24 protein-coding genes are annotated in these 24351 nt (G+C 55.6%); all 24 read left to right on the top strand.

Annotated elements, in window-relative coordinates:
- The first annotated feature begins 9 nt into the window (after window positions 1–9).
- Window positions 10–1098, top strand: a complete 1089-nt coding sequence (locus LKX83_RS13545) for an acyltransferase family protein (protein ID WP_227882802.1) — start codon at window positions 10–12, stop codon at window positions 1096–1098.
- Between the two features lie 11 nt (window positions 1099–1109).
- On the top strand, window positions 1110–1853 hold the full coding sequence (locus tag LKX83_RS13540) for a sugar phosphate nucleotidyltransferase (RefSeq protein WP_227882801.1): 744 nt from the start codon (window positions 1110–1112) through the stop codon (window positions 1851–1853).
- Window positions 1854–1863: 10 nt separating this feature from the next.
- Complete coding sequence (gene rfbC / locus LKX83_RS13535; RefSeq protein ID WP_227882800.1) at window positions 1864–2430, top strand: dTDP-4-dehydrorhamnose 3,5-epimerase; 567 nt, start codon at window positions 1864–1866, stop codon at window positions 2428–2430.
- Window positions 2430–3431, top strand: a complete 1002-nt coding sequence (gene rfbB, locus LKX83_RS13530; protein ID WP_227882799.1) for a dTDP-glucose 4,6-dehydratase — start codon at window positions 2430–2432, stop codon at window positions 3429–3431. Before rfbC ends, rfbB begins: the two co-directional genes overlap by 1 nt.
- A 5-nt stretch (window positions 3432–3436) precedes the next feature.
- Window positions 3437–4270, top strand: coding sequence for a dTDP-4-dehydrorhamnose reductase (gene rfbD, locus LKX83_RS13525; protein WP_227882838.1), 834 nt, complete (start codon window positions 3437–3439; stop codon window positions 4268–4270).
- Between the two features lie 97 nt (window positions 4271–4367).
- Window positions 4368–4643 carry an alpha/beta-type small acid-soluble spore protein gene (locus LKX83_RS13520; RefSeq protein WP_227882798.1) on the top strand — a complete coding sequence of 92 codons (276 nt, stop codon included), beginning with the start codon at window positions 4368–4370 and terminating at the stop codon, window positions 4641–4643.
- A gap of 144 nt (window positions 4644–4787) precedes the next feature.
- Window positions 4788–5990, top strand: coding sequence for a methionine adenosyltransferase (gene metK / locus LKX83_RS13515; protein WP_227882797.1), 1203 nt, complete (start codon window positions 4788–4790; stop codon window positions 5988–5990).
- 306 nt (window positions 5991–6296) lie between these two features.
- Window positions 6297–8996, top strand: a complete 2700-nt coding sequence (locus LKX83_RS13510) for a stalk domain-containing protein (protein ID WP_227882796.1) — start codon at window positions 6297–6299, stop codon at window positions 8994–8996.
- Window positions 8997–9151: 155 nt separating this feature from the next.
- Entirely contained in the window at window positions 9152–10330 is a 1179-nt protein-coding gene (locus tag LKX83_RS13505; protein WP_227882795.1) for a sensor histidine kinase, read from the top strand.
- Complete coding sequence (locus LKX83_RS13500) at window positions 10320–11054, top strand: response regulator (protein ID WP_227882794.1); 735 nt, start codon at window positions 10320–10322, stop codon at window positions 11052–11054. The genes LKX83_RS13505 and LKX83_RS13500 overlap by 11 nt, the downstream gene beginning before the upstream one ends.
- A 290-nt stretch (window positions 11055–11344) precedes the next feature.
- Window positions 11345–11773: a hypothetical protein gene (locus LKX83_RS13495; protein WP_227882793.1), complete on the top strand. Its 429-nt coding sequence runs from the start codon at window positions 11345–11347 to the stop codon at window positions 11771–11773.
- 230 nt (window positions 11774–12003) lie between these two features.
- Window positions 12004–14190, top strand: a complete 2187-nt coding sequence (locus LKX83_RS13490) for an ATP-dependent helicase ComFA (RefSeq protein ID WP_227882792.1) — start codon at window positions 12004–12006, stop codon at window positions 14188–14190.
- Window positions 14187–14954, top strand: a complete 768-nt coding sequence (locus LKX83_RS13485) for a ComF family protein (protein ID WP_227882791.1) — start codon at window positions 14187–14189, stop codon at window positions 14952–14954. The genes LKX83_RS13490 and LKX83_RS13485 overlap by 4 nt, the downstream gene beginning before the upstream one ends.
- A 111-nt stretch (window positions 14955–15065) precedes the next feature.
- Window positions 15066–15485: a TIGR03826 family flagellar region protein gene (locus LKX83_RS13480; RefSeq protein ID WP_227882790.1), complete on the top strand. Its 420-nt coding sequence runs from the start codon at window positions 15066–15068 to the stop codon at window positions 15483–15485.
- A gap of 104 nt (window positions 15486–15589) precedes the next feature.
- Window positions 15590–15871: a flagellar biosynthesis anti-sigma factor FlgM gene (flgM, locus tag LKX83_RS13475; RefSeq protein WP_227882789.1), complete on the top strand. Its 282-nt coding sequence runs from the start codon at window positions 15590–15592 to the stop codon at window positions 15869–15871.
- A gap of 11 nt (window positions 15872–15882) precedes the next feature.
- Window positions 15883–16389, top strand: coding sequence for a flagellar protein FlgN (locus LKX83_RS13470; RefSeq protein WP_227882788.1), 507 nt, complete (start codon window positions 15883–15885; stop codon window positions 16387–16389).
- 29 nt (window positions 16390–16418) lie between these two features.
- Entirely contained in the window at window positions 16419–17987 is a 1569-nt protein-coding gene (gene flgK / locus LKX83_RS13465; RefSeq protein ID WP_227882787.1) for a flagellar hook-associated protein FlgK, read from the top strand.
- Window positions 17988–18029: 42 nt separating this feature from the next.
- Window positions 18030–18926: a flagellar hook-associated protein FlgL gene (gene flgL / locus LKX83_RS13460; protein ID WP_227882786.1), complete on the top strand. Its 897-nt coding sequence runs from the start codon at window positions 18030–18032 to the stop codon at window positions 18924–18926.
- Window positions 18927–18959: 33 nt separating this feature from the next.
- Window positions 18960–19526 (top strand): DUF6470 family protein, encoded by a 567-nt coding sequence (locus LKX83_RS13455; RefSeq protein ID WP_227882785.1) that lies wholly within the window; start codon window positions 18960–18962, stop codon window positions 19524–19526.
- 129 nt (window positions 19527–19655) lie between these two features.
- On the top strand, window positions 19656–20096 hold the full coding sequence (gene fliW, locus LKX83_RS13450; protein WP_227882784.1) for a flagellar assembly protein FliW: 441 nt from the start codon (window positions 19656–19658) through the stop codon (window positions 20094–20096).
- On the top strand, window positions 20090–20341 hold the full coding sequence (gene csrA, locus LKX83_RS13445) for a carbon storage regulator CsrA (protein WP_227882783.1): 252 nt from the start codon (window positions 20090–20092) through the stop codon (window positions 20339–20341). Before fliW ends, csrA begins: the two co-directional genes overlap by 7 nt.
- A gap of 102 nt (window positions 20342–20443) precedes the next feature.
- Window positions 20444–21259, top strand: a complete 816-nt coding sequence (locus LKX83_RS13440) for a flagellin N-terminal helical domain-containing protein (RefSeq protein ID WP_227882782.1) — start codon at window positions 20444–20446, stop codon at window positions 21257–21259.
- 72 nt (window positions 21260–21331) lie between these two features.
- On the top strand, window positions 21332–22375 hold the full coding sequence (locus tag LKX83_RS13435) for a glycosyltransferase (RefSeq protein ID WP_227882781.1): 1044 nt from the start codon (window positions 21332–21334) through the stop codon (window positions 22373–22375).
- A 76-nt stretch (window positions 22376–22451) separates the two neighbouring features.
- Window positions 22452–24332 (top strand): flagellar filament capping protein FliD, encoded by a 1881-nt coding sequence (gene fliD / locus LKX83_RS13430; protein ID WP_227882780.1) that lies wholly within the window; start codon window positions 22452–22454, stop codon window positions 24330–24332.
- The last annotated feature ends 19 nt before the right edge of the window (window positions 24333–24351 follow it).

Genomic DNA, 24351 nt, shown 5'->3' with positions numbered 1-24351 from the left:
TAAATTAATTTGATTTCGCTCACTAGAAATAACAATTTTGATTTTTTGCGCTTCCTAGCGGCTACTATGGTTATTTTAACCCATAGTTATGCTTTGACAGGGAATGATAGCCAAGAGGTTTTAGTTAGACTAACTCATGGCCAATGGACACTTGGGGGGCTCGCAGTTGCAGTTTTCTTTATGATTAGCGGTTTTTTGGTAAGCCATTCATATTTGAATTCTAAAGATATATCGGAATTTATTTTAAAACGATTTTTGAGAATTTTCCCTGGATTGGCCGTTGTGATTTTACTTTCTGCATTTCTTCTTGGCCCGATTATCAGCGAACTTACTCCTAAAGAGTACTTTACACATCCCCAAACTTATCATTATTTACATACAATTGTGCTGTTTCCGATCGAATATGTTCTTCCGGGGGTTTTTGGAAGCAATTTATATCCGAATGCGGTTAATGGCTCTATATGGACGATTCCCTATGAAGTATTATGTTATATCGGTGTATGTCTACTTGGAGGATTTGGTTTTTTTAAACAGAAAAAAACGTTAATTGCATTGTTTTTGATAATATTCTGCGTCATGTCTTATTTGCCGGAATCTATTCTAATAACCACAAAAAATGGTATAACGATTCGCTATCTGCTAGAGTTATCCTGTTATTTTCTTGTTGGAGCGATTTTTTATTTCTATCATAACAAAATAAAATATAATTACTTGTATTTGGCGCTGTCACTAGTAGTATTGATTTATTGTTCTTATCAAAATGAATTCAAAAATGCATTTATGCTTGCAGGGGCTTACGTTGTTTTTCATTTTGCATTTGATACTAATATTAAGCTTAGTAATTTTTCGAAATATGGAGACTTTTCATATGGATTGTATATATATGCATTTCCTGTTCAACAATTAGTCCAACATTTAACAATAAATTCGGTTGGCTTTAAAGGTAATTTCTTAATATCATTTGTAATCACTTTAATCTTAGCTTTTCTCTCCTGGCACATAGTTGAAAAAAATTTTATTAAGAAGAAAAGCTATTTTTATACTACATTAAAACGATTCCAAAAAGATGTATCACTTGCCTCAAATAATGCAAAATAGGAGTGTATGTAATGAAGGGCATCATCTTAGCCGGAGGTACCGGCTCACGTCTGTACCCTTTAACAAAAGTAACAAATAAGCATTTGCTTCCCGTCGGGAAATATCCCATGATATTTCATGCCATTGCCAAATTAAAAAAAGCTGGTATTCATGACATTCTAGTTGTAACCGGCAAAGATCATATGGGTGATGTGGTAAACCTCCTAGGCAGCGGTCGTGAACTGGAACTCAATTTTACGTATAAGGTTCAAGACGAAGCAGGAGGAATCGCGCAAGCGCTTGGAATGGCTGAGCAATTTGTTGCCGGTGATTCCTGTGTTGTCATATTGGGGGACAATGTATTTGAGGATTGCATCGAACCGTTTGTCAATAATTTTAACAAACAGCAGGACGGAGCGAAGATTCTAATCCAACAGGTTCCTGACCCCAATCGGTATGGGGTGCCGGAGTTGGATGGAGAGCGTATCGTCTCCATTGAAGAGAAGCCACAGCAGCCTAAGAGCCATTACGCAGTGACAGGAATATATATGTATGATGCCAATGTCTTCGAAATTATTCGGACACTGAAGCCTTCTGCAAGAGGCGAGCTCGAAATCACAGATGTCAACAATGCATACATTGCACAAGGAAAGCTGACCTATGACGTGCTTACCGGATGGTGGACCGATGCCGGGACCTATCATTCGCTCATGCGTGCGAATGAATTAGCTCAAGAAGTTCGCTTCGGAGAAGAGTTTGGCAAACTTAAACTATAAGGTGATCTAAATGAAGGTGATAGAAGGTCGATTGCCGGGTGTTAGGCTTATCGAACCAGTCGTGCATGGCGACCATCGAGGTTTTTTTCTGGAAAGTTACAATCGCGAGCGGATGGTTCAGCATGGATTGGCCATGGAATTCGTTCAAGACAATCATTCGCTCTCCGTTGAGCCAGGTGTCCTTAGGGGGTTGCATTACCAGCTGACACCTAAAGCGCAAACCAAACTTGTGCGCGTGGTTGCAGGCGCCATATTCGATGTTGTCGTAGATATTCGCAAGGGCTCTTCTACATTCGGTCAATGGGAAGGATACGAGCTATCTGCCGAAAATAAACGTCAACTCTTGGTGCCACAGGGGTTTGCTCACGGATTTTGCACATTGGTGCCAAACACTGAAGTTCTCTACAAAGTGGATGAATTATATTCCTCGCAGCATGATCGCGGAATTCGGTGGGACGACCCTGAAATTGGAATCCAATGGCCAATTCAGACCCCAATCTTGTCCGATAAAGATAAAAATCATCCAGGATTGCTGGAAGCCGATAACAACTTTGTCTTCGCAAAGGATGGAATCTGATGAGACTGTTAGTGACCGGATGCGCCGGTTTTATCGGAAGCAACTTTATACATTATTATCTAGCGAAGCATCCTGCACATCAACTGGTAAACGTTGACGTACTAACTTATGCAGGCAATCTCGATAATCTTGCATCTATTTCCAACCATAAACAATATCAATTTGTGCGTACCGATATTACAGATCGGAAAGCATTAGAACCGTTATTCCAAGCGGGAGTCGATGCTGTTGTCAATTTTGCTGCAGAGTCTCATGTTGATCGGAGTATTACGCAACCTGATATCTTCGTAAAGAGCAATATTCTTGGGACACAAACGCTTTTGGATTTGGCTAAGCAATATCAAGTGCAGAAGTTCGTTCAAGTCTCCACGGACGAAGTTTACGGCACGCTAGGTCCAACTGGTCTTTTTAGTGAGGACACGCCTTTAGCACCCAATAGCCCATATTCTGCAAGCAAAGCCGGCGCGGACTTACTTGTACGCGCATATCACGAAACCTTCGGCATGAACGTCAATATTACACGCTGCTCGAACAATTATGGCCCCTTTCAATTTCCGGAAAAACTAATTCCTTTAATGATCCGGAACGCACTTTCCGATTTGCCGCTTCCAGTTTACGGGGACGGACTTAATGTACGCGATTGGCTCTATGTGGAAGATCACTGTAACGCGATCGATCTTGTGATTCATAATGGGGTCAGCGGCGAAGTCTACAATATTGGTGGCAATAACGAACGAACCAACCTGCAAGTTGTGAAAACTATACTTGAGGCCTTGGATAAGCCCGAATCATTGATCCGCTATGTAGAGGATCGCCTGGGACACGATCGTCGATATGCAATCGACGCAACCAAGATTCAAAGAGAATTGGGTTGGAAGCCGAAACACCAATTCGAAACAGGAATTCGAAATACCATTTCGTGGTATCTGGCCAACGGCGAGTGGATGGATCGAATCGCAACCGGTGCTTACTGGAGCCCAATGTCGGAGAGCAAGTCGTGAAGCCGATTGTGGTAATGGTAACCGGTGCCGGAGGCCAGTTGGGGCGAGAAATCGTCGGGCTGAATCTTGAAGGTATCCGATTCGTTGGAATAGATCGCCAAGCGTTGGATATCACGAATGGCAATCAAACTAGGCAGGTAATCCATGAGCTCCGACCCGACGCGATTATCCATGCTGCGGCCTATACGGCCGTTGACAAAGCCGAATCCGAACCTGACGCGGCGTACTCTGTCAATGCAATCGGAACTCGAAACGTGGCACTAGCGTCAGATGAGGTCGGCGCCAAGTTTTGTTACATCAGTACTGATTATGTGTTCGATGGAACTGGAACCCGGCCTTATGAGACTCAGGATGCTCCAGCGCCCCGAACCGTATACGGCCGTACAAAGCTGGAAGGGGAACGCTTCGCAGAAGAATGTTGCCGCCGATCTTTTATTGTCCGTACTTCGTGGGTATATGGAAAACATGGGGCCAACTTTGTGAAAACGATGCTGCAGCTCGCGAACCAACGATCGGAAGTAACAGTTGTTCAAGACCAAATTGGCTCTCCGACTTTTACCCTTGATTTAGCTCTCTTTTTGGCAAAATTGGTAGTCAGCGGCCGGTTTGGCGTTTACCATGCCTCTAATACAGGCACTTGTTCATGGTTTGAATTCGCAAAAGCCATTTTTGAAGAGGCTGAAGTAAAAATGGCCGTTCACCCTTGCTCGACGGAGCAGTTCCCTCGTCCTGCGCCGCGTCCTGCTTATTCCGTACTGGGCCATGAAGCTTTGTTAAAAAACGGATTCGAGGAGTTTAGGCATTGGCGCGATGCGCTAAAAGATTATTTTAAACGTTAGTACCTATAATTTTCCCCCATAGCCAAAATGTTATGCGCCTTCGGAGAGACGGTTCGGCACATACTACGTCCGTCAAAATCAATGGAGGTGCACACGCATGGCTAGAGGCAAGCGGAACCGGAAACTCGTGCCGGAATGTCAGCAAGCGTTGGACCAAATGAAGTACGAAATCGCCGCCGAGCTTGGCGTGCCGTTCGGCCAAAGCGGGGCGGCTGGAGCGGGAGACGCGGAATTCGCAGGCGAACTGGGCAGCGTTGCGGCAGCTGGCAGCGGCTCGCAATACTTGGGCAATCTGACGTCCCGCGAAGCGGGTGCCGTCGGGGGCGGAATTACGAAGCGTCTGGTCCAGCAAGCACAGCAAACGCTCCTATAAACCCTGTAGAGATTAGGCCCGGAGTAAGTTAAGGCACATTGACACTCCTCGACAATTCCGGTATTATTATCTTCCAGAAGGTCTGTCTAACAACCTTTTCCTACCGGAAAAGGTTCATTTTTTGTGTAGGGGAGGTTGAAGATTTTGTCGATCAAAGGCCGACATCTCTTCACGTCCGAATCGGTCACGGAAGGCCATCCGGACAAAATTTGCGATCAAATCTCGGACGCCGTTCTCGACGCATTTCTAGCTGCCGATCCGTACGCTCGCGTCGCATGCGAAGTTTCCGTTGCGACCGGACTCGTGCTCGTCATCGGCGAGATCTCCAGCAAAGCGGATTATGTTGATATTTCCGCGATCGCACGCAGCACCATTAAGGAAATCGGGTATACCCGTGCTAAATATGGCTTCGACTCCACCACATGCGCGGTTCTGACGTCGCTTAACGAGCAGTCCGCCGATATCGCACAAGGCGTTAACGCCGCCCTGGAAAGCCGCGACGGCAAAGACGTGCTGCAAGAGAACCCGGACATCGGCGCCGGCGACCAAGGGCTTATGTTCGGCTTCGCCACGAACGAGACGCCCGAGCTGATGCCGCTACCGATCGCGCTGGCTCACCGTTTGTCCCGCCGTTTGTCCGAAGTGCGCAAGAACGATACGCTCGGTTACCTGCGCCCGGACGGCAAGACGCAAGTCACGATCGAATACATCGACGGCAAACCGGTACGCGTAGATACGATTGTCATTTCTACGCAGCACTCCGAGGAGATCACGCTGGAGCAAATCCAGGAAGATATCCGCAATCACGTCATCACGCCGGTCGTTCCGAAGGAATGGCTGGACGCGGAGACGAAGTTCTTCATCAACCCGACCGGCCGCTTCGTCATCGGCGGCCCGCAAGGCGACGCAGGCCTCACCGGCCGCAAAATCATCGTCGACACGTACGGCGGCTACGCCCGCCATGGTGGCGGCGCGTTCTCCGGCAAGGATCCGACCAAGGTCGACCGTTCCGCGGCTTACGCGGCTCGCTACGTGGCCAAGAACATCGTCGCGGCGGGTCTCGCCGACAAATGCGAAATTCAGCTTGCTTACGCCATCGGCGTCGCCAACCCGGTTTCGATCAACGTCGATACCTACGGCACGGGCAAGGTAGCCGAAGAAAAGCTGGTTGAGCTCATTCGGGCCCATTTCGACCTGCGTCCGGCCGGCATCATCAAGATGCTCGACCTGCGCCGCCCGATTTACAAGCAAACCGCCGCTTACGGCCACTTCGGTCGCACGGATATCGATGTGCCTTGGGAGCGCACCGACAAGGTAGAAGTGCTCAAGCAAGGCGCTTGGGCCTAATTTTTCCGAGTTTACCGCTCAGCCGCTTCCCGTACGAAACGGGGAGCGGCTTTTTTGTTTTTCCCGTAGAGATTTGCCAACCTCGATTCGCGGCTCCTGGAGAAGCGACTCTTTTTGGCGTTTTCTCTCTCTAGTACGATTCTAATAGATAGATTTTCCTTCTCGGCTCGTGTCAATAGATATAAATCTCTTATCAGATGTAACTTTTTGACGATTTTAGAGTCTACTAGATTAAGGACAAGTGGGCTTTTCATAGGCCCGTAGACTCCGCAAATCGACATCTGCATGGGAGAGTAGTCAAACAACATGCTGTATCCAAAGAAATCCGCAAGCCGAATCGCGAGAATCGTCGTCATCCCGGCGCTCGCCGGTACCCTCGTCGTCACCTCGTTCACAGGAGCGTTCGCTCCGCTGTCGTACATATCCCCTTCGGTCGTACACGCCGCCGAGGCTGTTACTTACAAGCTGGTGAAGCAGGACGAGCAGATCGTCACTTCCGGCGTAAAGCAGATCAACTATAGCTGGGTTCCTTCGAGTTCTTCCCAAGTCACTCAGTTGGTCCATGTTCTCCAGATCGACCTGACCAATCCCTACGTCCAATTGAACGCTATGAGCGGGAAAAACGGCAGCGTCACCACCGGCCAGTCGGTCGGCAATATGGTCAAAGCCACCGGGGCCATCGCCGGCATCAACGGAGACGTCTTCAACACGGGCAGCTCCAGCGAAGGCGCGCCCTTGGGAACGGAGATCGTTTCCGGGCAAATGGTGGTCAGCCCCTCGAAGCTGCAGGGCATGTTCGCCTTCGCCGTGACGAAGGACAAGCAGCCGATCATCGACCAATTTTCCTTCACGGGCAGCGTTGCCGCGGAGGACGGCTCGACCTTCAAGCTGTCCGGCATGAACCAGTCTTCCTATACGACCTGGCCGGACAAGACGCCGAGCCACTCGGGCGCTCTTTACATTTACACGAACAAATGGACCGCGGCGCAGCGGCCCGCCAACAGCGGCACGACGCCGACGGAGGCGCTCGTCGTGGACGGCGTCGTGACCGAGATCGGCGACAACACGACGATTTCGACCCCGATTCCGGACAATGGCTACATTTTGCGCGGCCATCGCGAGGCGGCCGACTTCATCCGCGCGCACTTGCAGGTTGGCACGAAGGTCTCTTCTACATATGGACTGACCTCCATGACAACCGGAAAGGCGTATTCGCCGGATGCGTTCCAGATGGTCGTCAGCGGCCATACGATCCTGATCGACAGCGGCAAGACGGCGGCGTTTTCCCGCGACATCAGCGGCGTAAGCGGCTCTGCGAGCCGGGCCCGCACCGCGGCGGCCTACTCCAAGGACGGCAAGACGGCCTATCTCGTGACTGTCGAAGAGAACGGCACGCTCAAAGGCGTCACGCTGGCCAATCTGCAGAAGATCCTGCTCCAGCTCGGCGCCTGGAAAGCCGTCAATCTGGACGGCGGCGGCTCCACGACGATGATTTCCCGTCCGCTCGGCGAATTCAACACCGTGCTGGCGCACCCGACGTCCTACGGCACGACGCAGCGCGTCATCGCGAACGGGATCGGCGTCTATACGATCGCGCCGCCCGGATCGACCAAGGGCATCGTGGCGAGCGGTCCGAAGACGCTGCTCCTCGGACAAACGGCGACCTACGCGCTCAAGGCTTACGACACGTACTACAACCCGATCGATCCTGCCGGGCTGGCGCCGCAATGGAGCGTCAGCGGCGGCGTCGGCACGTTCCAGAACGGCGTTCTGACGGCGACGAAGGCGGGCAAGGCGAAGCTGACCGTGAAGTCGGGCGCCGCCAGCCACTCGATCGATCTGGAGGTCATCGGCGCCGACCAGGTGGCCAAGCTGGCCGTCAATCCGAGCACGACCGTGCTTGCCCCGGGCACGACCATTTCGGCGCCGGTGAAGGCGACGCTCAAGGACGGCCGCACGCTCGACGTCCCAGCCGCCTCGGTCAAGTGGGAATTCCGCGGCTTCACCGCCTCCAAGGATGCCAGCGGCAACCTGGTCATCGACAAAGTCGCGGACAACGCCGCCGCAGGCTACGCGATCGCGCGCTATGACGGGTTCTCGACGATGTTCACGCTGGCGGCGGGGACGGACAAGCCGCTCGAGACGTTCGAGAACGTCGGTTACGACATCAGCTTCTCCGGCCTGCCGGCGGAGACGACGGGCTCGACCTCCATCGTGACCGGCCTGTCGGGCAACGAGACGTCAAAGGCTCTACAGCTGACGTACGACTTCACGAACGGCACGGGCAGCCGCTTCGCCTACGCGCTCCTGAACGGCGCGAGCGGCATTCCGATCACCGGCAAGCCTAGCACGATGTCGATCGACGCGCTCGGCGACAACAGCTACAACTGGCTGCGCGCGGAATTCAAGGACGCGAACGGCAAGCAGGTATTCGTCACGATCGCCAAAACGATCGACTGGAGCGGTTGGAAAAACTTCCGCATCGACCTGACGGCCGCAGGCCTGACAGGGCCGGCGACGCTGACGAAGCTCTACGTCGTGAACCTCGAGGAGGATCAAGACGAGCGGGCGCTGCAAGGCCAAGTCGCGTTCGACAACATCAGTTTACAATATGCGCCGGCCTCAATTTCCACGGCGCAGGCGAATATTGTAATGACTGCGGGCAAGAAGGAGGCGAAGGTAAACGGTAAAGACACGAAGCTCGATACGGCACCGCAGGTGCTGAACGGCACGACGTATCTGCCTCTTCGGTTCGTTTCGGACGCCCTCGGCGGCCAAATCGACTGGAACGGCACGAACAAGCAAGCCACCGTCATTCGCGGCGGTACGCTGCTCGACCTATGGGTAGGCGGCAAGGATCTGATCAACACCGGCGTGCGTCAAGCGGCTGAGGTTGCGCCGATCCTTCAGCGCGGCCGGGTGCTCGTGCCGGTGCGCGTCGTATCCGAGCAGCTGGGCCAGAAGGTAGACTGGGATCCTAAGACCAAAACCATTACAATTCACTAATGTTCGGTCCAAAGTCCCGTTCCCGCCTTCACGGAAGTAAGAAATATGATATGATGGAAACAAGCCCCGTTTCCCTTGTTGGATCTGGCGAACCCGATACAATTAAGGACGAAAGTTAGGCTGGGATGCGCCTCGCTGCGCAGGGGAGTCGTTCGATGGATTATCGTGTGGAACAGATTGACCGAGTCATTCAGAATGCCGTTCGCGTGATGGAAGACAGCAAGATGCAAGTTTTCGAGATTTGCGAAGCGGCTAGAAGGGAGCTCACCTCCCTCGGTCAGGAGCTCGAGAAGGTGCTGCAGGATACCTCCGAGACCATCGAAAAGGTAGACCGCCTGGAACGGGATTATCGGCTGTCGCGCATCCGTCTCACCGAAGTCAGCCGGGACTTCGTGCGCTTCACCGAACAAGATATCAAATCCGCTTATGAAAAAGCCACCCAGCTCCAATTGGAGCTCATGGTCTTCCGGGAGAAGGAGGGTTACCTCAAGGCGAGACGAGACGAACTGCAAAGCCGCGTCCGCAACGTGGAGATTTCCATCGAGCGTGCGGAAAGCATCGGCTCGCAGATGAACGTCGTGCTCGACTATCTCTCGGGAGATCTGCATCAAGTCACGCGCATTCTCGAATCGGCGAAGAACAGGCAGCTCATCGGTCTAAAGATCATCCTGGCACAGGAAGAGGAGCGCAAGCGCATGGCCCGCGAGATTCACGACGGGCCCGCGCAATCGCTTGCCAACCTGGTGCTCCGGGCGGAAATTGCCGAACGTATGCTGAATACGCAGGATTTGGAGATTGTCCGTAGCGAATTGATAGATTTGAAAACGCAAGTCCGAATGGGACTCGAAGAGATCCGCAAAATCATCTTTAACCTGCGGCCGATGGCGCTGGACGATTTGGGCTTGGTCCCGACCTTGCGCAAGTTCGTCCAGGATTTCGAAGATCGAACCACGATTCGCTCTGTCTTCGAGACCGCGGGCAAAGAGAAGCGAATCTCGACCGCGATGGAAGCGGCCATGTTTCGACTCGTGCAGGAAGCCTTCAACAATGCGCTGAAGCACGCCGAACCGACCTTCATGTCACTGAGCATTGTCTACTGGGAAGAATCGATCGTCCTGACGATCAAGGACAATGGCAAAGGATTTCATGTGGATCTGGTCGAGGCGCGCGCCAAGGAGCATTCGCAGTTCGGCCTGACGGGCATGAAGGAGCGCGTCGACCTGCTGCAGGGGACGATCCTCATCGAGTCGGCCATAGACCAAGGCACGACCATCACCATTCAAGTTCCTATCAAGGCAGAGCTACGGGAGGAGTTGGATCATAATGGAGAATAAGACCGTGAACGGGGGTCAGGGCCGTAAGATTCAAGTATTGCTAGCTGACGATCACCAGCTTTTCCGGGAAGGCCTCAAGCGCATCCTCAATATGGAATCCGATTTGGAGGTTATCGGGGAGTGCGGAGACGGGATCCAGGTGCTGGAGTTTTGCAACCTGCAGAAGCCGGACGTTGTCCTGCTCGACATCAACATGCCCACGGAAAACGGCGTCGTCGCCACAGAGCGGCTTCGCGACATTTTCCCGGACATCAAAGTCATCATCCTCTCGATCCATGACGACGAGAGCTATGTGTTTGAGACGTTGCGCAAGGGCGCGACGGGCTATCTGCTCAAGGATATGGAGGCGGAATCGCTCGTCGACGCGATCCGCACGGTCGCGCTCGGTCATGCCTACATTCATCCAAAGGTGACGGGCAAGCTGATCAACCAGCTCCGGCGGATGACGTATCTGGACGAGATCGGAGCGACGTCGGGCGCGGCTGCGTCCCGTGAGACGGTCACGAAGTTCGTGCCGCGAGGCAACAACCCGCTCACCCGCCGCGAAGCCGAAGTGCTGCGCCTCATGGCGGAAGGCAAGAGCAACAAGAACATCGGCGAGAGCCTGTTCATCAGCGAGAAGACGGTCAAGAACCATGTGAGCAGCATCCTGCAAAAGATGGAAGTCGACGACCGCACCCAAGCCGTGATCAACTCCATCAAGTATGGCTGGGTCACGCTCTAAAGAGCGTTACATAGGAAAAATTCGCGCCGCAGCGATCGGAAGATCGCGCGGCGCAATTTTTTTGCCTCTGAGACCGGACTCGAGCGAAAGAAAGGTGGAGGGAAAACAGGGAGTCCGGGGCACGATTGAGGGGAGCAAAGGAACTGGGATAAGGCGAACCGGTAAGGCTGGGCGGATTCGGAACCCGATGCTGACGACCGGCATAGGATGGCGTATCAGAGCGATCGAGCCCGGGGGAGCGCCGCCAGCGCGCCTTGCGCGCGATTGCGCAGGATCAGGAGGTGGCCGCCGTGATCTCCGTGCTGCTGTGGATTATCGGGTTATACGCCGTGGCTGCGGCTTGCATGCATGTTTGGTTCCGCCGGCGTCAGTCCGGCAAGCGTCAATACGTCCTCGTCGCGGGCAACCACCAGCGCGAAATCGAAGGCTACGTGCGGAAGCTGCAGTGGCAAGCCCAGCGCCTGGGTCGCGACTTCGGGATTACGGTGCTGCTCTCGCCCGAATCGACGGACGATACGGCCGCGATCGTCGAGCGATTCGCCCGGGGGGATGCGGGGGTCGGTCTCGTGCGGCAAAGCGCGGATGACGCGAAGCGCGCGCGTACCCGCGAAGACTGGGAGCGGGAGCTGGCCGGCGACGGCGCCGCGCCGGGTCAGGAACAGTGGATCTGGGTAGAGCTGCCCCCGGAAGCGGTCAATTCCGTCGCGGTGCGGCGTTAAGAGGAAGCGGGAAGGCACCCTATTGAACTTCCCCTTGCATCTGGTATAAAATGGAGGAAGGGTTAATGGGCGAGAATTGGGAAGCGTAGCATGGGCAAGTAGTAATGCAAATCGAATAGTCGTTTCAAGCGAAGCACGCTTGCAGGGCCGAACCGGCCGATGCGGGGTGCTTTTTTTTGTAGCCGGATAGCCGACTGTGAAACGGCGGGAGCGTAGAAGGGGGAATAGGAATGAAGGTTATCGTTTATGCGGTTCAGACCGTCGAAGGCTGGACGCCCTATTGGACTGTCGACTGGTCGATCGACCGCCGATATTGGTTGGACGGCGGTTTTCGGGAGGGTGTCGGGGAGGCGATCGGGCCGCGCGGAATTCCTCGCCCGTCCGAGGCGACGCCCAGGCTCGTCAAGCTGATGGAGCCCCTTCCGCTGGGCTGGGCGGAGGCGGTTTGCGATCGGCTGAAGGCGGAGTGGTCGGGTCGCAGCCGCGAGTTGGCTTTGGAGTCGGTCAGGACCGGGATGGGTCAGGCGCTACAAGCGGTCGTTGGAGAAGGCGAGAGGGGGAATCTTCTTTCGACGATGACCGAGATCGTGACGGCAGGGGGAGCGGGGGCTAAGGACGAAAATGAACCGGGAAGGGGAAACGCGTGGGAAGGGAGCAGCGACGCGAACAGTCGGGCGGCGCGCAGCAAAGCCGAAGGGCGCGCGCTCGCGGAGCGGCTGCCGCGTCTCGCGCAGCAGCTGGCCGGCCGCTCCCTGCTGCGCGAGGAGGCGGCCTCGATGCTGGCGGCGCCCGACGCCGCTACTCTGCTGCGCGAGCTGCAGCTCGCCGCGCTGCTCGGCGCCGCGCGCCTTTCGGCCGCGATCGCGCCTGCAGCCGCGCGCGGCCCGGGCTTGCGCTGCCGGCGCTGCGGCAGCGCAGAAGCCCGTATGAGGCGCACGGCATGCGCCTCATGCGGGCGGAGCGGCTGCGCCGTGTGCGAGGCGTGCCTCGCACTTGGCCGCAGCCGCGAGTGCGCTTTGCTCGCGCGAGGCGCCGAGCCGGGCGCGTCAGTGTTACAGGCGAGGCGCGCCGGGGTGCCGGCGGCGGACGAGCTGTGCGGCCGCTGGGGGCTCAGCCCCGCGCAGCGCAGGGCGTCCGAGGCGGCCGTCCGGTTTTTGCGCGGCGAGGGCGAGTTCGCCGCAGGCACGCGCGCAGCCCAGGCGGCGGGACATGGCGGCCGCGAACGCGGGCTGACGGATTCTGGGCCGCCGAACGTTGGTCTCCGCCGCACCGCGATCGCCGCATCGTCCGACGAACATGGCTTGCGCTCGCTCGTGCGGACCGCGACCGCCCGTCTGCTCGCGGGACGCCGCCGCGATCCGATGGCGCTGCAGGCGCGCTCGTTTCTGCTATGGGCCGTTACCGGCGCGGGCAAGACCGAGATGATCTTTCCGCTGCTCGAGGCGGTGTTGTCCGCCGGCGGCCGCGCGCTGATCGCGACGCCGAGGCGCGACGTCGTGCTCGAGCTGGCGCCCCGCCTGGCGAAGGCTTTTCCCGGCTATTCGCGCGCCGTGCTCTACGGCGGCAGCGAGGAGAGGTGGCATCAGGCGGCGTTGACGCTGTCCACCACCCACCAGCTGCTGCGGTTTCAGGAAGCGTTCGACCTGGTGCTCGTCGACGAACTGGACGCATTTCCCTATCACAACGACCCGATGCTGCATTACGCGGCGGCCGCCGCCCGGAAGCCGGATGGCGCTACCGTGCTACTCAGCGCTACGCCTCCCACGCCTTTGCGTCGTGCGGCGAGCCGCGGCCGGCTGCCGCACGCCAAGGTGCCGGTCCGCTACCATCGCCATCCGCTGCCCGTTCCGCGCGCCTTGCGGATGCCGCCGCTGCATCGGCTGGCCGCTTCCGGCAGGCCGGGGCTCAAGGCGGGCGTGAAGCTGCCGGGCCGGCTGCTGCAGGCGCTCGGGGCTTCCGTCGCCCGCGGCGCGCAAGTATTCGTCTTCGTCCCCTATATCCGTCAGATCGACGGACTTGTCGCTTACCTCCGTTGGTCGGCGTCCGCCTGGGGGATTTCGCCCGAGGCGATCGACGGCACCTCCTCGAAGGACGAGGGCCGCAGGGACAAGGTCGTCGCCTTTCGCGACCGGCAGCTGCGTTTGCTCGTCACGACGACGATTCTCGAGCGGGGCGTGACCGTCCCACGCAGCGACGTCTTCATCTTCGACGCGCATCAGACGTTGTTCGACGAGGCCGCGCTCGTCCAGATGGCCGGTCGCGCCGGACGGTCGGCCGACGATCCGGCGGGACGCGTCTACTTCTGCTCCGCCTATCATACGCTTGCCCAGCGAGGCGCGATCGGGCAGATCCGGATGATGAACCGGCTGGCGCGACGGGGGCGATACCTTCTCGGGTCCGAGGAGGGCGAGGGGTGAGCGCGCTCGAGTGGCTTCACCGGCTCTTGCATCCGCAGTTGGAGGCGTGCCCGCGTTGTGAACGGGAGGTGCGTACCGCTCCAGCAGCCGCCCTGCCGATTCGCCATCCCGGGCCGAGAGCGGTGCTCTCCCGGTTGTGCGGCGATTGCCGAAGCGCCGTACCATGGATTCTCGCAATCGGCTGTCCGGTCTGCGGCCGTTCCGCGCGGTGCCAGGACTGCCTGCGCCGACGGGTGCGTCACGTCGAACGGAGCCGGTGCGCGGTCCGTTACACGGAAGAGATGAAGGAATGGCTGGCTCAGTATAAATATTCGGGGGCGGAGCGTCTGGAGCCGGTGCTGGCCGCCATGCTGGCAGCTCCTCTGGAGAGGCTCATCGTCGAACGCGCCGTCCCGTTCGATCTGATCGCCGCCGTGCCGCTGTCGGCCGAGCGGCTGGACGAGCGCGGGTTCAACCAGGCGGAGCGGATGGCAACTCGGCTTTCGCGATGGTACCGGATTCCGTATCGGCCGCTTCTGCAGAGGGTGCGCCATACGGAGAAGATGAGCTTCAAGAGCCGCCGCAGCCGGTTGACCGATTTGCGCGGCCTGTTCGAAGCGCTGCCCGAAACGCGGGAGCTGCGGAAGCCGGACGACGCCCCGATTTCCCTCTTGCTCGTCGACGACGTCTATACGACGGGCAGCACGATAAACGAATGCGCCTTCGCGCTTCGCCGTTCCAACCCCCGTTTGGACGTATGCGGAGTCCTCTGGGCGCGCTCCTAAAGCCCGTTAGTTCCAAAAGCATGTGTACTTTCCCCCAAAATTTAGTACAATGGAGACAAGCTATAGTCGAACAATGTCGATCTTAAGATCGAGATTGGAGGAACAATTCGCATGGATTTAGCCAATTGCGCACGCTGCGGCAAGCTGTTTGCCCGGCATTTTCGGGACATTTGCCAGAATTGCCACGCCGACCTGGAAAAAGAATACGAGAGCTGCGCCGACTACCTGCGCCAGCACAAGGGCGCGACGATCCAGGTGCTGTCCGAGGAGACGGGCGTCAGCATCAAGCAGATCACGCGTTTCATCCGGGAAGGCCGCATCTCGCTCTACAACGCGCCGAACCTCAGCTACCCTTGCGAGGTGTGCGGCATCCTGATCCGGGAGAACAACATGTGCGACGGCTGCCGCGGCAGATTGCAGCGCGACGTCCGTCAGGCGACATCGTCCGACAGGCCGACCTCCGCTTCGCAGGAATACCGCAACGGCGGCAGCGCCTACCGAATCGGCGACCGACTCCGTGACAGGAATTAGCAACGAATGGTCTATTAACATTTGATAAACCCCGACCGATAATACCTCTATAGGTAATCGGTCTTTTTCAATTTGCCGGCATGTCTGGTTCGAGGTGATCCCTTTTGAAGATTAACGATACGCAGCGCATCGGCGCCTATCGCGCCTATCAGAATACGAACGAAGCCCGCACGGGGCAAACGGAGGGCAAGCGCCGCATGGACGAGGTGCAGATCTCTGCGGAAGCCAAGGAGCTGCTCGATGCGCAAGCCCAAGACGGCACGGCCCGCGCCGAGCGGATCGAGAGCTTGAAGAAGGCCGTCTCCACCGGTACCTACCACGTCGAGACGAACAAGCTGGCCGAGTCGCTGCTGCCCTTTTTCCGTCCCTTCAAATCGAACGACTGAGGTGAACCTCATTGAGCATCCAAGGGTTGCTGACGACGCTGGAGACGCTGACCGACATCCATGAGGAAATGCTGCAGCTCGCCCGGGAGAAGGTTCGCATCGTCGTCGAGAACAGAGTGGAAGAACTGGTCGCCCTGACCGCCAAGGAGACGCGGGTCGTCGCCCGGATGGAAGACTGCTACCGTACCATGACGCAGGAGACCGCGGGCGGCTGGGCCGAGCTCGGGATGGCGCCCCGCCCGTCCGTCAAGCTGTCGGACCTGATCCAGGCCGTACACCGGGCCGACCGGAAGAGCGAGCTGACGGAGCTCGCGAAGAAGCTGCGCGGCCAGCACGAAGAGCTCAAAGTGCTTAACGAACGCAACCAGCTGCTCGTCCGGCAGTCGCTCGAGCACATCCAGTTCGAGCTGGATCTCATCGCCGGTCCTTACGACCAAGACGTGACATACTCGCCGAACGCCGGCCAGCAGGCCTACCAGGGCGGAAGCGCGAGACGCATGTTCGACACGCGAGCTTAACCCAATTTGAACCAAGGAGACGTGAATCCTTGAGATCAACCTTCCATTCGCTTGAGACCGTCAAGCGCGCCTTGTTTACCCAGCAGGCCGCGCTCAGCACGACCGGTCAAAACATCGCCAACGCCAACACGGCGGGCTACTCCCGCCAAATCGTCAACATGCAGGCGACGCGTCCCATCGAAGCTCCGGGATTGACGCACTCGACCATCCCGGGGCAGCTCGGCACCGGCGTCGAATTTACCTCGATCACCCGCGTTCGCGAGCAGTTCCTCGACACCCAGTACCGCAACCAAAACACGGACACGGGCAACTGGACGTTCCAGGCAAGTGCGCTGGACAAGCTCGAGGCGATCTTCAACGAGCCGAGCGACACCGGCTTGCGTTCGCTGATGGATAAGTTTTGGACGTCCTGGTCCGACCTGTCCAAGGATCCGGAGAACGTGACGGGCCGCAAGATCGTCCGGGAAAATGCACTCGCGCTTGCGGATACGTTCAACCTGACGAGCAAGCAGCTGTCGGACATGAAGAGCGACTTGACGGCCAACATCAACACGAAGGCGAACCAGATCAATACGTACCTCGGCAACATCGCCGAGCTGAACCAGCAGATCGCGCGCATCTCGGCTTATGGGGACAACGCCAACGACTTGATGGACCAGCGCGACCTACTGACGGACAAGCTCTCCCAGTTGGTCAACATTACGGTGACCGATTCTCCGCAAGGCTACAACATTTCGATGGGCGGCATCGAGCTGTTGAACGGCTTTAACGCGACGAACGTGGACGCGGCCGGCCTCGAAGCGGCCTTCGCCGGCGGCAACGGCGGCGATCTGCGCAGCGGCGAAGTGTACGGCATGTTCGTCGCACGCGATACGTACGTGACGCAGTATCAGCAGCAGCTCGACACGCTGGCGAACAGTTTGGCCAACGGCGAGTTCACCGTCACGCTGCCGGCGGGCACCGTCCTGCCGAACGGCATCACGTTGGGCAGCGTTACCTACAACGACGCCAACCGCAGGCTGACCTCCGATTTGACGGTCACCATTCACGGCGTGAACGAGCTCCACAAGCTGGGCTACACGATGAAGGATCCGGTCACGACGGGCGTCGACTTTTTCACTTCGAAGGACGGCGGCCCGATTACGGCGGCAAACTTCACGCTGAACAAGATCATCCAGGATTCGCCGGACGCGATCGCGACCTCGATGCGGACCGACGGCACGCCGGAGAAGGTCGTTCCGGGCAACAACACCCTCGCGCTCATCATGTCGAACTTGAAGGACACCAAATTCAACTTCGTCAGTCCGGACGGTTCGACGCCGGTCGTCGGCCGGGGCACGATTGACGACTTCTATCAATCCGTCATCGGCCAGTTGGGCGTCCAGTCCGAGAATGCCCAGCGCCAGGTCGAGAATCAAAATTCGCTGCTCGCCAACATCGACAATCAGCGGCAGTCGGTCAGCGGCGTCTCCCTCGACGAAGAGATGTCCAACCTGATCAAGTTCCAACACGCCTACAGCGCCGCAGCCCGGGCTATGACGACTTACGACGAGATGCTGGACAAGATCATTAACGGCATGGGCATCGTCGGCCGATAAGAGAAAGTTTCACTCATCACTAGTGCGAGGTGACAAGCTGCCATGCCGATCCGCGTGACGCAGGGCATGATTCAGAGTCAGACGATTAATGCGCTGAACAAAAACTTAAACCGCATGGGCACCACCCAGGAGCAGCTCACGACCGGCCGCAAGATCAACCGTCCTTCGGACGATCCGGTCGGCATTACGTATGCGCTGCGCTATCGCGGCGAGCTCGCCATGAACAATCAGTACCAGCGGAACATTACGCAGGCGAACTCGGCGCTGGAGCATGTCGATACGGTTCTGGGACAAGTGAACGATCTGATCACGCGCGTGAAGGAGCTGACCGTCAAGGGCATCAGCGACACGAGTACGGCGGAGTCTCGTTACGCGATCTCCCAGGAGCTTGACGGCATCTACAATAACTTGTTGACGCTGGGTAATGATCAATTGAACGGCAAGTTTATTTTTAACGGTCAAAAGACGGACGAATCGCCCTACGATGCCGCAACGGCGGGCTCGTTTGACACGGACGATGCGGACATTCTGCTGAGTCTCGCGCCAGGCGTCGACATCGCGACGAACATATCCGGGAACAAGGTGTTCGGCAATGCCGCGGACACGGACAATCTGTTCAAGGTTGTCCGCACGCTCCGGGACGCTTTCTCCACGAATAATGCGCCCACCGCAAGAGACAACATGGCCAAACTGGATTCGCGTCTGAACAAGTTCCTCGGGATCCGCTCCGAGGTCGGCGCGCGAGCGAACCGCATCGAGATGCTTGATAATCGCAACCAGGACTTGGATGTTACCTTGAACAGCCTGAGCGGCAAGACGGAAGACGCGGATATGGCCAAGACGATCACGTCTTTGCAAACGCAGCAAAACGTCTATCAAGCTTCGCTGTCGGTCGGCGCCAAGCTGATTCAGCAGAGCTTGGTCGACTATCTCCGCTAATCGAAAGCGAATCCCTGCAAAGGCGGTGCCGCGTTGGAGTTTCTAAGATTATCGATTCGAACGACGCCCGCCCGGATCGGGATCGAGTCGCCGCGAGGACAGTTCGACATGAAGTCTCCCCGCGGGGAATATGAGATGAGCTCTCCGCCCGCGGATATGCAGATCCGGCAGCCCCGAGGGGAGCTCGAGATCGACAGCTCCGCATCTTACCTCGCTTACAGCATGGGCGGCGTATTCGAGACGAGCGATTTGCTGGCGGATCAGGCGGCGCAGCGCGTATTCGACAATATCGGCAAGATCGCCCAAGAAGGCGAACGCATGAAGCAGATTTCGAACAAGGGCAACGCGGTGGCGGAGATCGCTTCCCAGGTTTTTTCCGGCAAGGAGAATTGGAAGCCCTATGGCCCGGCTGGGCTCTACAACGTAAAGATCGCCTATACGGCTCACCCGGCCGAGATCGAGACGACGCCGCGGAAGCCTAATATCGAATACCATGTCGCGAAGCCCGAGATCAATTACACGCCCGGGAAAGTGAAAACGTATCTCGAGCAGATGAATTCGATTCGCATGTGGGTGAGCTCCTACGATTTGTACGCTTGAAGTCGGTAGCGAACCCCGTTACTGTTAAGCTATAGGCGCGAACCGGCGCTTGTAGCTTTTTTAATCATGTAGAAAAGATAGAATCTCTATTCTCTCTTGTTTTTGGAAGTATATGAAGGAGGCTTATTTATGCTCGCATCGCTGTTCGGCAAGCCCATCTCCACCAAAGGAACGATCCTCGGTTTTCCGGAGCTCGACGATTTTGTCCTTGTTCCGGTGGATGAATCGAATGTGGATTCTCCTTTCGCGTATCTGCAGAGCGTCACGGAGTCGGAGGTCGGATTTCTCGTCGCCGATCCGTTCGCTTTTTTCCGGGATTATGAGATCAAACTGAGCGAGCAAGACAAGGCGGCGCTGGAAACGAATGACCCGCAGGAAGTCGTGGTGCTGTCGATCGTGACGATCGCGAATCCATTCAATCAATCGACGATCAATCGCCTCGCGCCTCTCGTAGTGAATGTAAACAAGCTCGTTGGCATACAAACCGTATTGCCGCCTGAATCTGCGTATACGACGCGGGATCCGCTGTTCCGCGCTTCCTCCCCGGAAGGGAGCGAACCGGCATGCTGATCCTCTCCCGTAAAAAAGGACAATCCATCGTCATCGGCGACAACATCGAGATTTACGTCGTAGGGACCGAAGGCGATCAGGTGAAGATCGGCATCGCCGCGCCGGACCAGATCAAGGTTTACCGCAAGGAAGTGTACGAAAGCATCAAGGAGAGCAATCGACAAGCGTTGGCTTCTCCGGAGCAACTGCAGACCATGAAGCAGCTCGCCGGACAAGCGATGAATCTCTTAAAAAAAGAAGAATAAAAAAATCGCGAATCCTCTAAAAAATGGACGGAGTTTGCCGATATATGTAGTGAGAGCTCACACGGAAGTGGGCCGTTACACATCCAAGGAGGAGAAATCGCAATGATTATCAACCACAATCTTAACGCAATGAACGCCCACCGCAACCTGCAGCTGAACAACATCTCGCAAGGCAAGTCTTCCGAGAAGCTGTCTTCCGGCTACAAGATCAACCGTGCGGCTGACGACGCTGCCGGCCTCTCGATCTCCGAGAAAATGCGTACGCAAATTCGCGCGCTGAACCAGGCGCAAGCGAACGCGCAAGACGGCATCTCGCTGGTTCAAACGGCTGAAGGCGCGATGAGCGAAGTTTCCGACATGCTGTCCCGCATGAAGGAACTGGCTGTCAAAGCTTCGAACGGCACGTACAACGCGTCCGACTTGGAAGCGATCGACGCTGAGTTCAAATCGCTGAGCACGGCGATCGACAGCATCGCGAAGAGCACGACGTTCAACGGTATCACCGTCTTGAACGGCACGACTGCGATCAGCATCCAGATCGGCGACACGACTTCTGCGCAAAACACCGTGGCGATCACGCTGCAAAACGTAGAGCTGAACCAACTGAGCATCAGCGGCAAGGACCTTACTACGGGACCTAACGCTTCCACCGCGATGGTTGCGATCGATTCCGACATCGGCAAGATCAACAAAGCGCGCTCCTCGTTCGGTGCGCTCCAAAACCAATTGGAGCATACGTTCAACAACCTGGGCGCAACTTCCGAGAACCTGCAAGCTGCAGAATCCCGGATCCGCGATACCGACATGGCCAAGGAAATGATGAACTACTCGAAGCTGAACATTCTGCAATCCGCAGCTACGTCCATGTTGGCTCAAGCCAACCAAGCGCCGCAAAGCGTACTGCAACTGCTTCGCTAATTCGAGTAACCAATCGATCAGGGAGAGCCCATTACGACGTAATGGGCTCTTTCCCATAGATGAGGTGTCAGCATGAGAGTCAGCGTATGCTTAATCGTCCGGAATGAGGAACAAAATCTCCCGCGGGCGTTGGCGAGCATTCCGATGTCTTTTGAGACTGTCGTTGTCGATACAGGCTCGACGGATCGTACGGTCCAGATCGCCGAAGAAGCAGGGGCTATACTGGGGCACTATCATTGGAATGATGATTTTGCGGCCGCGCGCAATTACTGCGCTTCCTTGGCGACCGGAGATTATCTATTGGCCATGGATGCGGATGAAGAGCTTCCTGCGGATACGGCAGAGAAGGTAAATGCTTTTGTGGGAAGACACCCTTATTCGGCGGGGGCTGTCATCTTAGAGAACGTAATGGGAGAAGAGCGTCCGAGGCATCGGATGATGCGTTTCTACCCCAACGATCTCGATTGGGCTTTTCACGGTAACGTGCATGAGCAGATCTATTATAAAGGGGAACCCGCCTCGTTCGAAAATACAGCCCTTGTGCTCCGGCACTATGGGTACGAAGAAGACGAGTACGCGCGCACAGGAAAAGCCGAGCGCTATATCCCGCTTTATGAGCGCAGACTGGCATCCCATCCGAATGATGCTTATATGCTTTATCAATTTGGCAAATTGCTCTACAGCTTGAACAGGCTGCCTGAAGCAGAGCGTTACTTAAGGAGAAGCTTCGAACTGCAAGAGTACAATCGGTTGTATTTTCCCGTCATGGCCGTGATGTTGGGATACGTATTAAAGGAACAAGGCCGGTCTTTGGAGGCTGAGCAATTGTTGAAGGAGCTGGAACCGCTCTATCCCGATTTTCCCGACCTTTACTTTTTGCTTGGGTCGCTGGCCATGGATACAGGTGGAATCACGGCTATCCAGCATTATTATACACAAGCGCTGAACATTGGAGAAACCGACAAATATACGTCTGTTCAAGGCGTTGGATCCTATAAAGCAGCCTATAATTTAGGCGTCTTCTATGAGATTACCGGGAACACGGAAATGTCCGTTCGTTGCTATACGATTGCAGCCGATTATGGCTACGGGCCGGCAAGGAATCGTTTGAAATAAATGGTTGCAGGCTCTTAAGAATAGGCCTCCAGATTACGATAAATAAAGTAAGGAAACACTTCGGGGAGGTTGCGGAATGGTTACGCGAATAAGCGGTATCAACTCGGGGCTGGACATCGATAGTTTGGTCACGCAGCTCATGCGGGCAGAGAAGATGCCTCTAGACAAGTTGAAGCAGAAGAAGACTACCTTGTCTTGGACTTCAACGTTGTATCGGGAAATCAATACAAAGCTGGCAACATTCAAAACAACCTTGGATACGATGCGGCTGTCCGGAGATTGGAAGAAGAATTCGACAACATCCTCGAATTCCAATGCCGTCTCCATCACTGCGGATGGGAATGCGAGTGCGATCAGTCATAGCATTAACGTTAGCAGGCTGGCGCAAGGAGCGAATGTAAGCAGCAAAAATGCGATCTCTACCAATTCTCTTATGGGGACGGATTTGCCTCCGGATTCAACCACGACACCTCCCGTATCTACGAAAATTACTTCCGGAAGTAACGATCAACTTCTCGTTACATTGGGGGGCATGACGAAAAAAATAACATTAGCTGCAGGGGATTACTCGCAAGCTAAGTTGGCTGAACAATTGCAAACTCAAATCGACAATGCCTTTGGAGCTAATAAAATCTCCGTGAACTTGACTGGAAATGCATTGAACTTACAGTCAAACGGAAGTAGCGGCAGTAATCCGCAAGTGATTGTTGGAGCAATTGCTAACAATGAGGGGTTATCCGCGCTCGGTTTTACGGATGGGCAATCCAATAAGATCAACGTCACGGCACAACTAGGTTCGATTGCATCGAAGTTCGCTACAGGGTTGACCTTCGATGCTGACGATAAGGCTGATTTTGTTATCAATGGCCAGACGATTACATTCTCCAAAACAGATTCTCTAGCAAGTGTTATGAATCAGGTGAACAATTCTCCAGCCGGCGTAAATATGACGTATGATGATGTTACAGACAAGATTGTATTCACAACGAAAAGCACAGGAACCACAGCCCAGATCAAACTGGAAAACGGTTCAAAAGGAAACTTCGTCTCGGTCTTGAACATGTTGCAGCCTACGGGAAAGGCACCTGATAATACAGACTATCGTACAGTATCTGGCGGTACAGTCATCGATATTAATGGAATAGATGCAGATGTAACGATTGACGGCGTTCAATCTTACCGCTCCAGCAACACTTTCACAAGTAGTGGCGTTACCTACACGCTGAAGCAAACGACGACCTCGCCGGTAACGGTAGGCATCTCCCAGGACATCGACAGTGCCGTAGACAAGATCAAGAAATTTATTGCAAGCTATAACGATACTATCGAGCTGCTCAACAAACGCGTCAAGGAGAACAAGTTCCGAGACTACGCTCCGCTGACGGACGATCAGAGAAAAGGGATGGAAGCGGAAGACATCAAGAGCTGGGAAGAGAAAGCGAAGAGCGGACTGCTGCATAATGACAACATTCTCACCTCCGCTATTAACGGATTCCGCTCCCTCGCGAGCACGTCCGTCGGTTCCATGTCTCCTAGCTACAACGCTTTGTACAAGATAGGGATCTCAACCAAGCCCTACAACCTCAGTGCGCAGCAGGATTCAGGCAAGCTGGATCTGGATGAGGATCAACTGCGCAAAGCGCTTTCTGAAGATCCTGCGGCAGTGACAGCTCTTTTCTCCAACCAACCTGATGGTATTGCTCAAAAAATGTACGATCAGGCGACTAAGAGTGTAAACGAGCTGATTAAAAAAGCGGGGGGCATTGGCTCGGTCGAAGACATCGTCACCAACGATATCGGGTTTAAGATCAACGACCTGAATCGAAAAATTTCGGACTTCAACGTCAAGCTGACGAAGAAGGAGACCTACTACTACAACATGTTCACCACCATGGATAACGCAATTGGAAAGAACAATTCTACGCTTACTTGGTTGGCCCAGAATATGTCTAGGTAGATGAATAGGTGAGGTGACG

It is taken from the genome of Cohnella baijiui (genome assembly GCF_020731285.1).
Classification (GTDB): domain Bacteria; phylum Bacillota; class Bacilli; order Paenibacillales; family Paenibacillaceae; genus Cohnella.
Note: the sequence above shows the minus strand (reverse complement) of the source record. Positions and strands in the feature narration are given on the sequence as shown.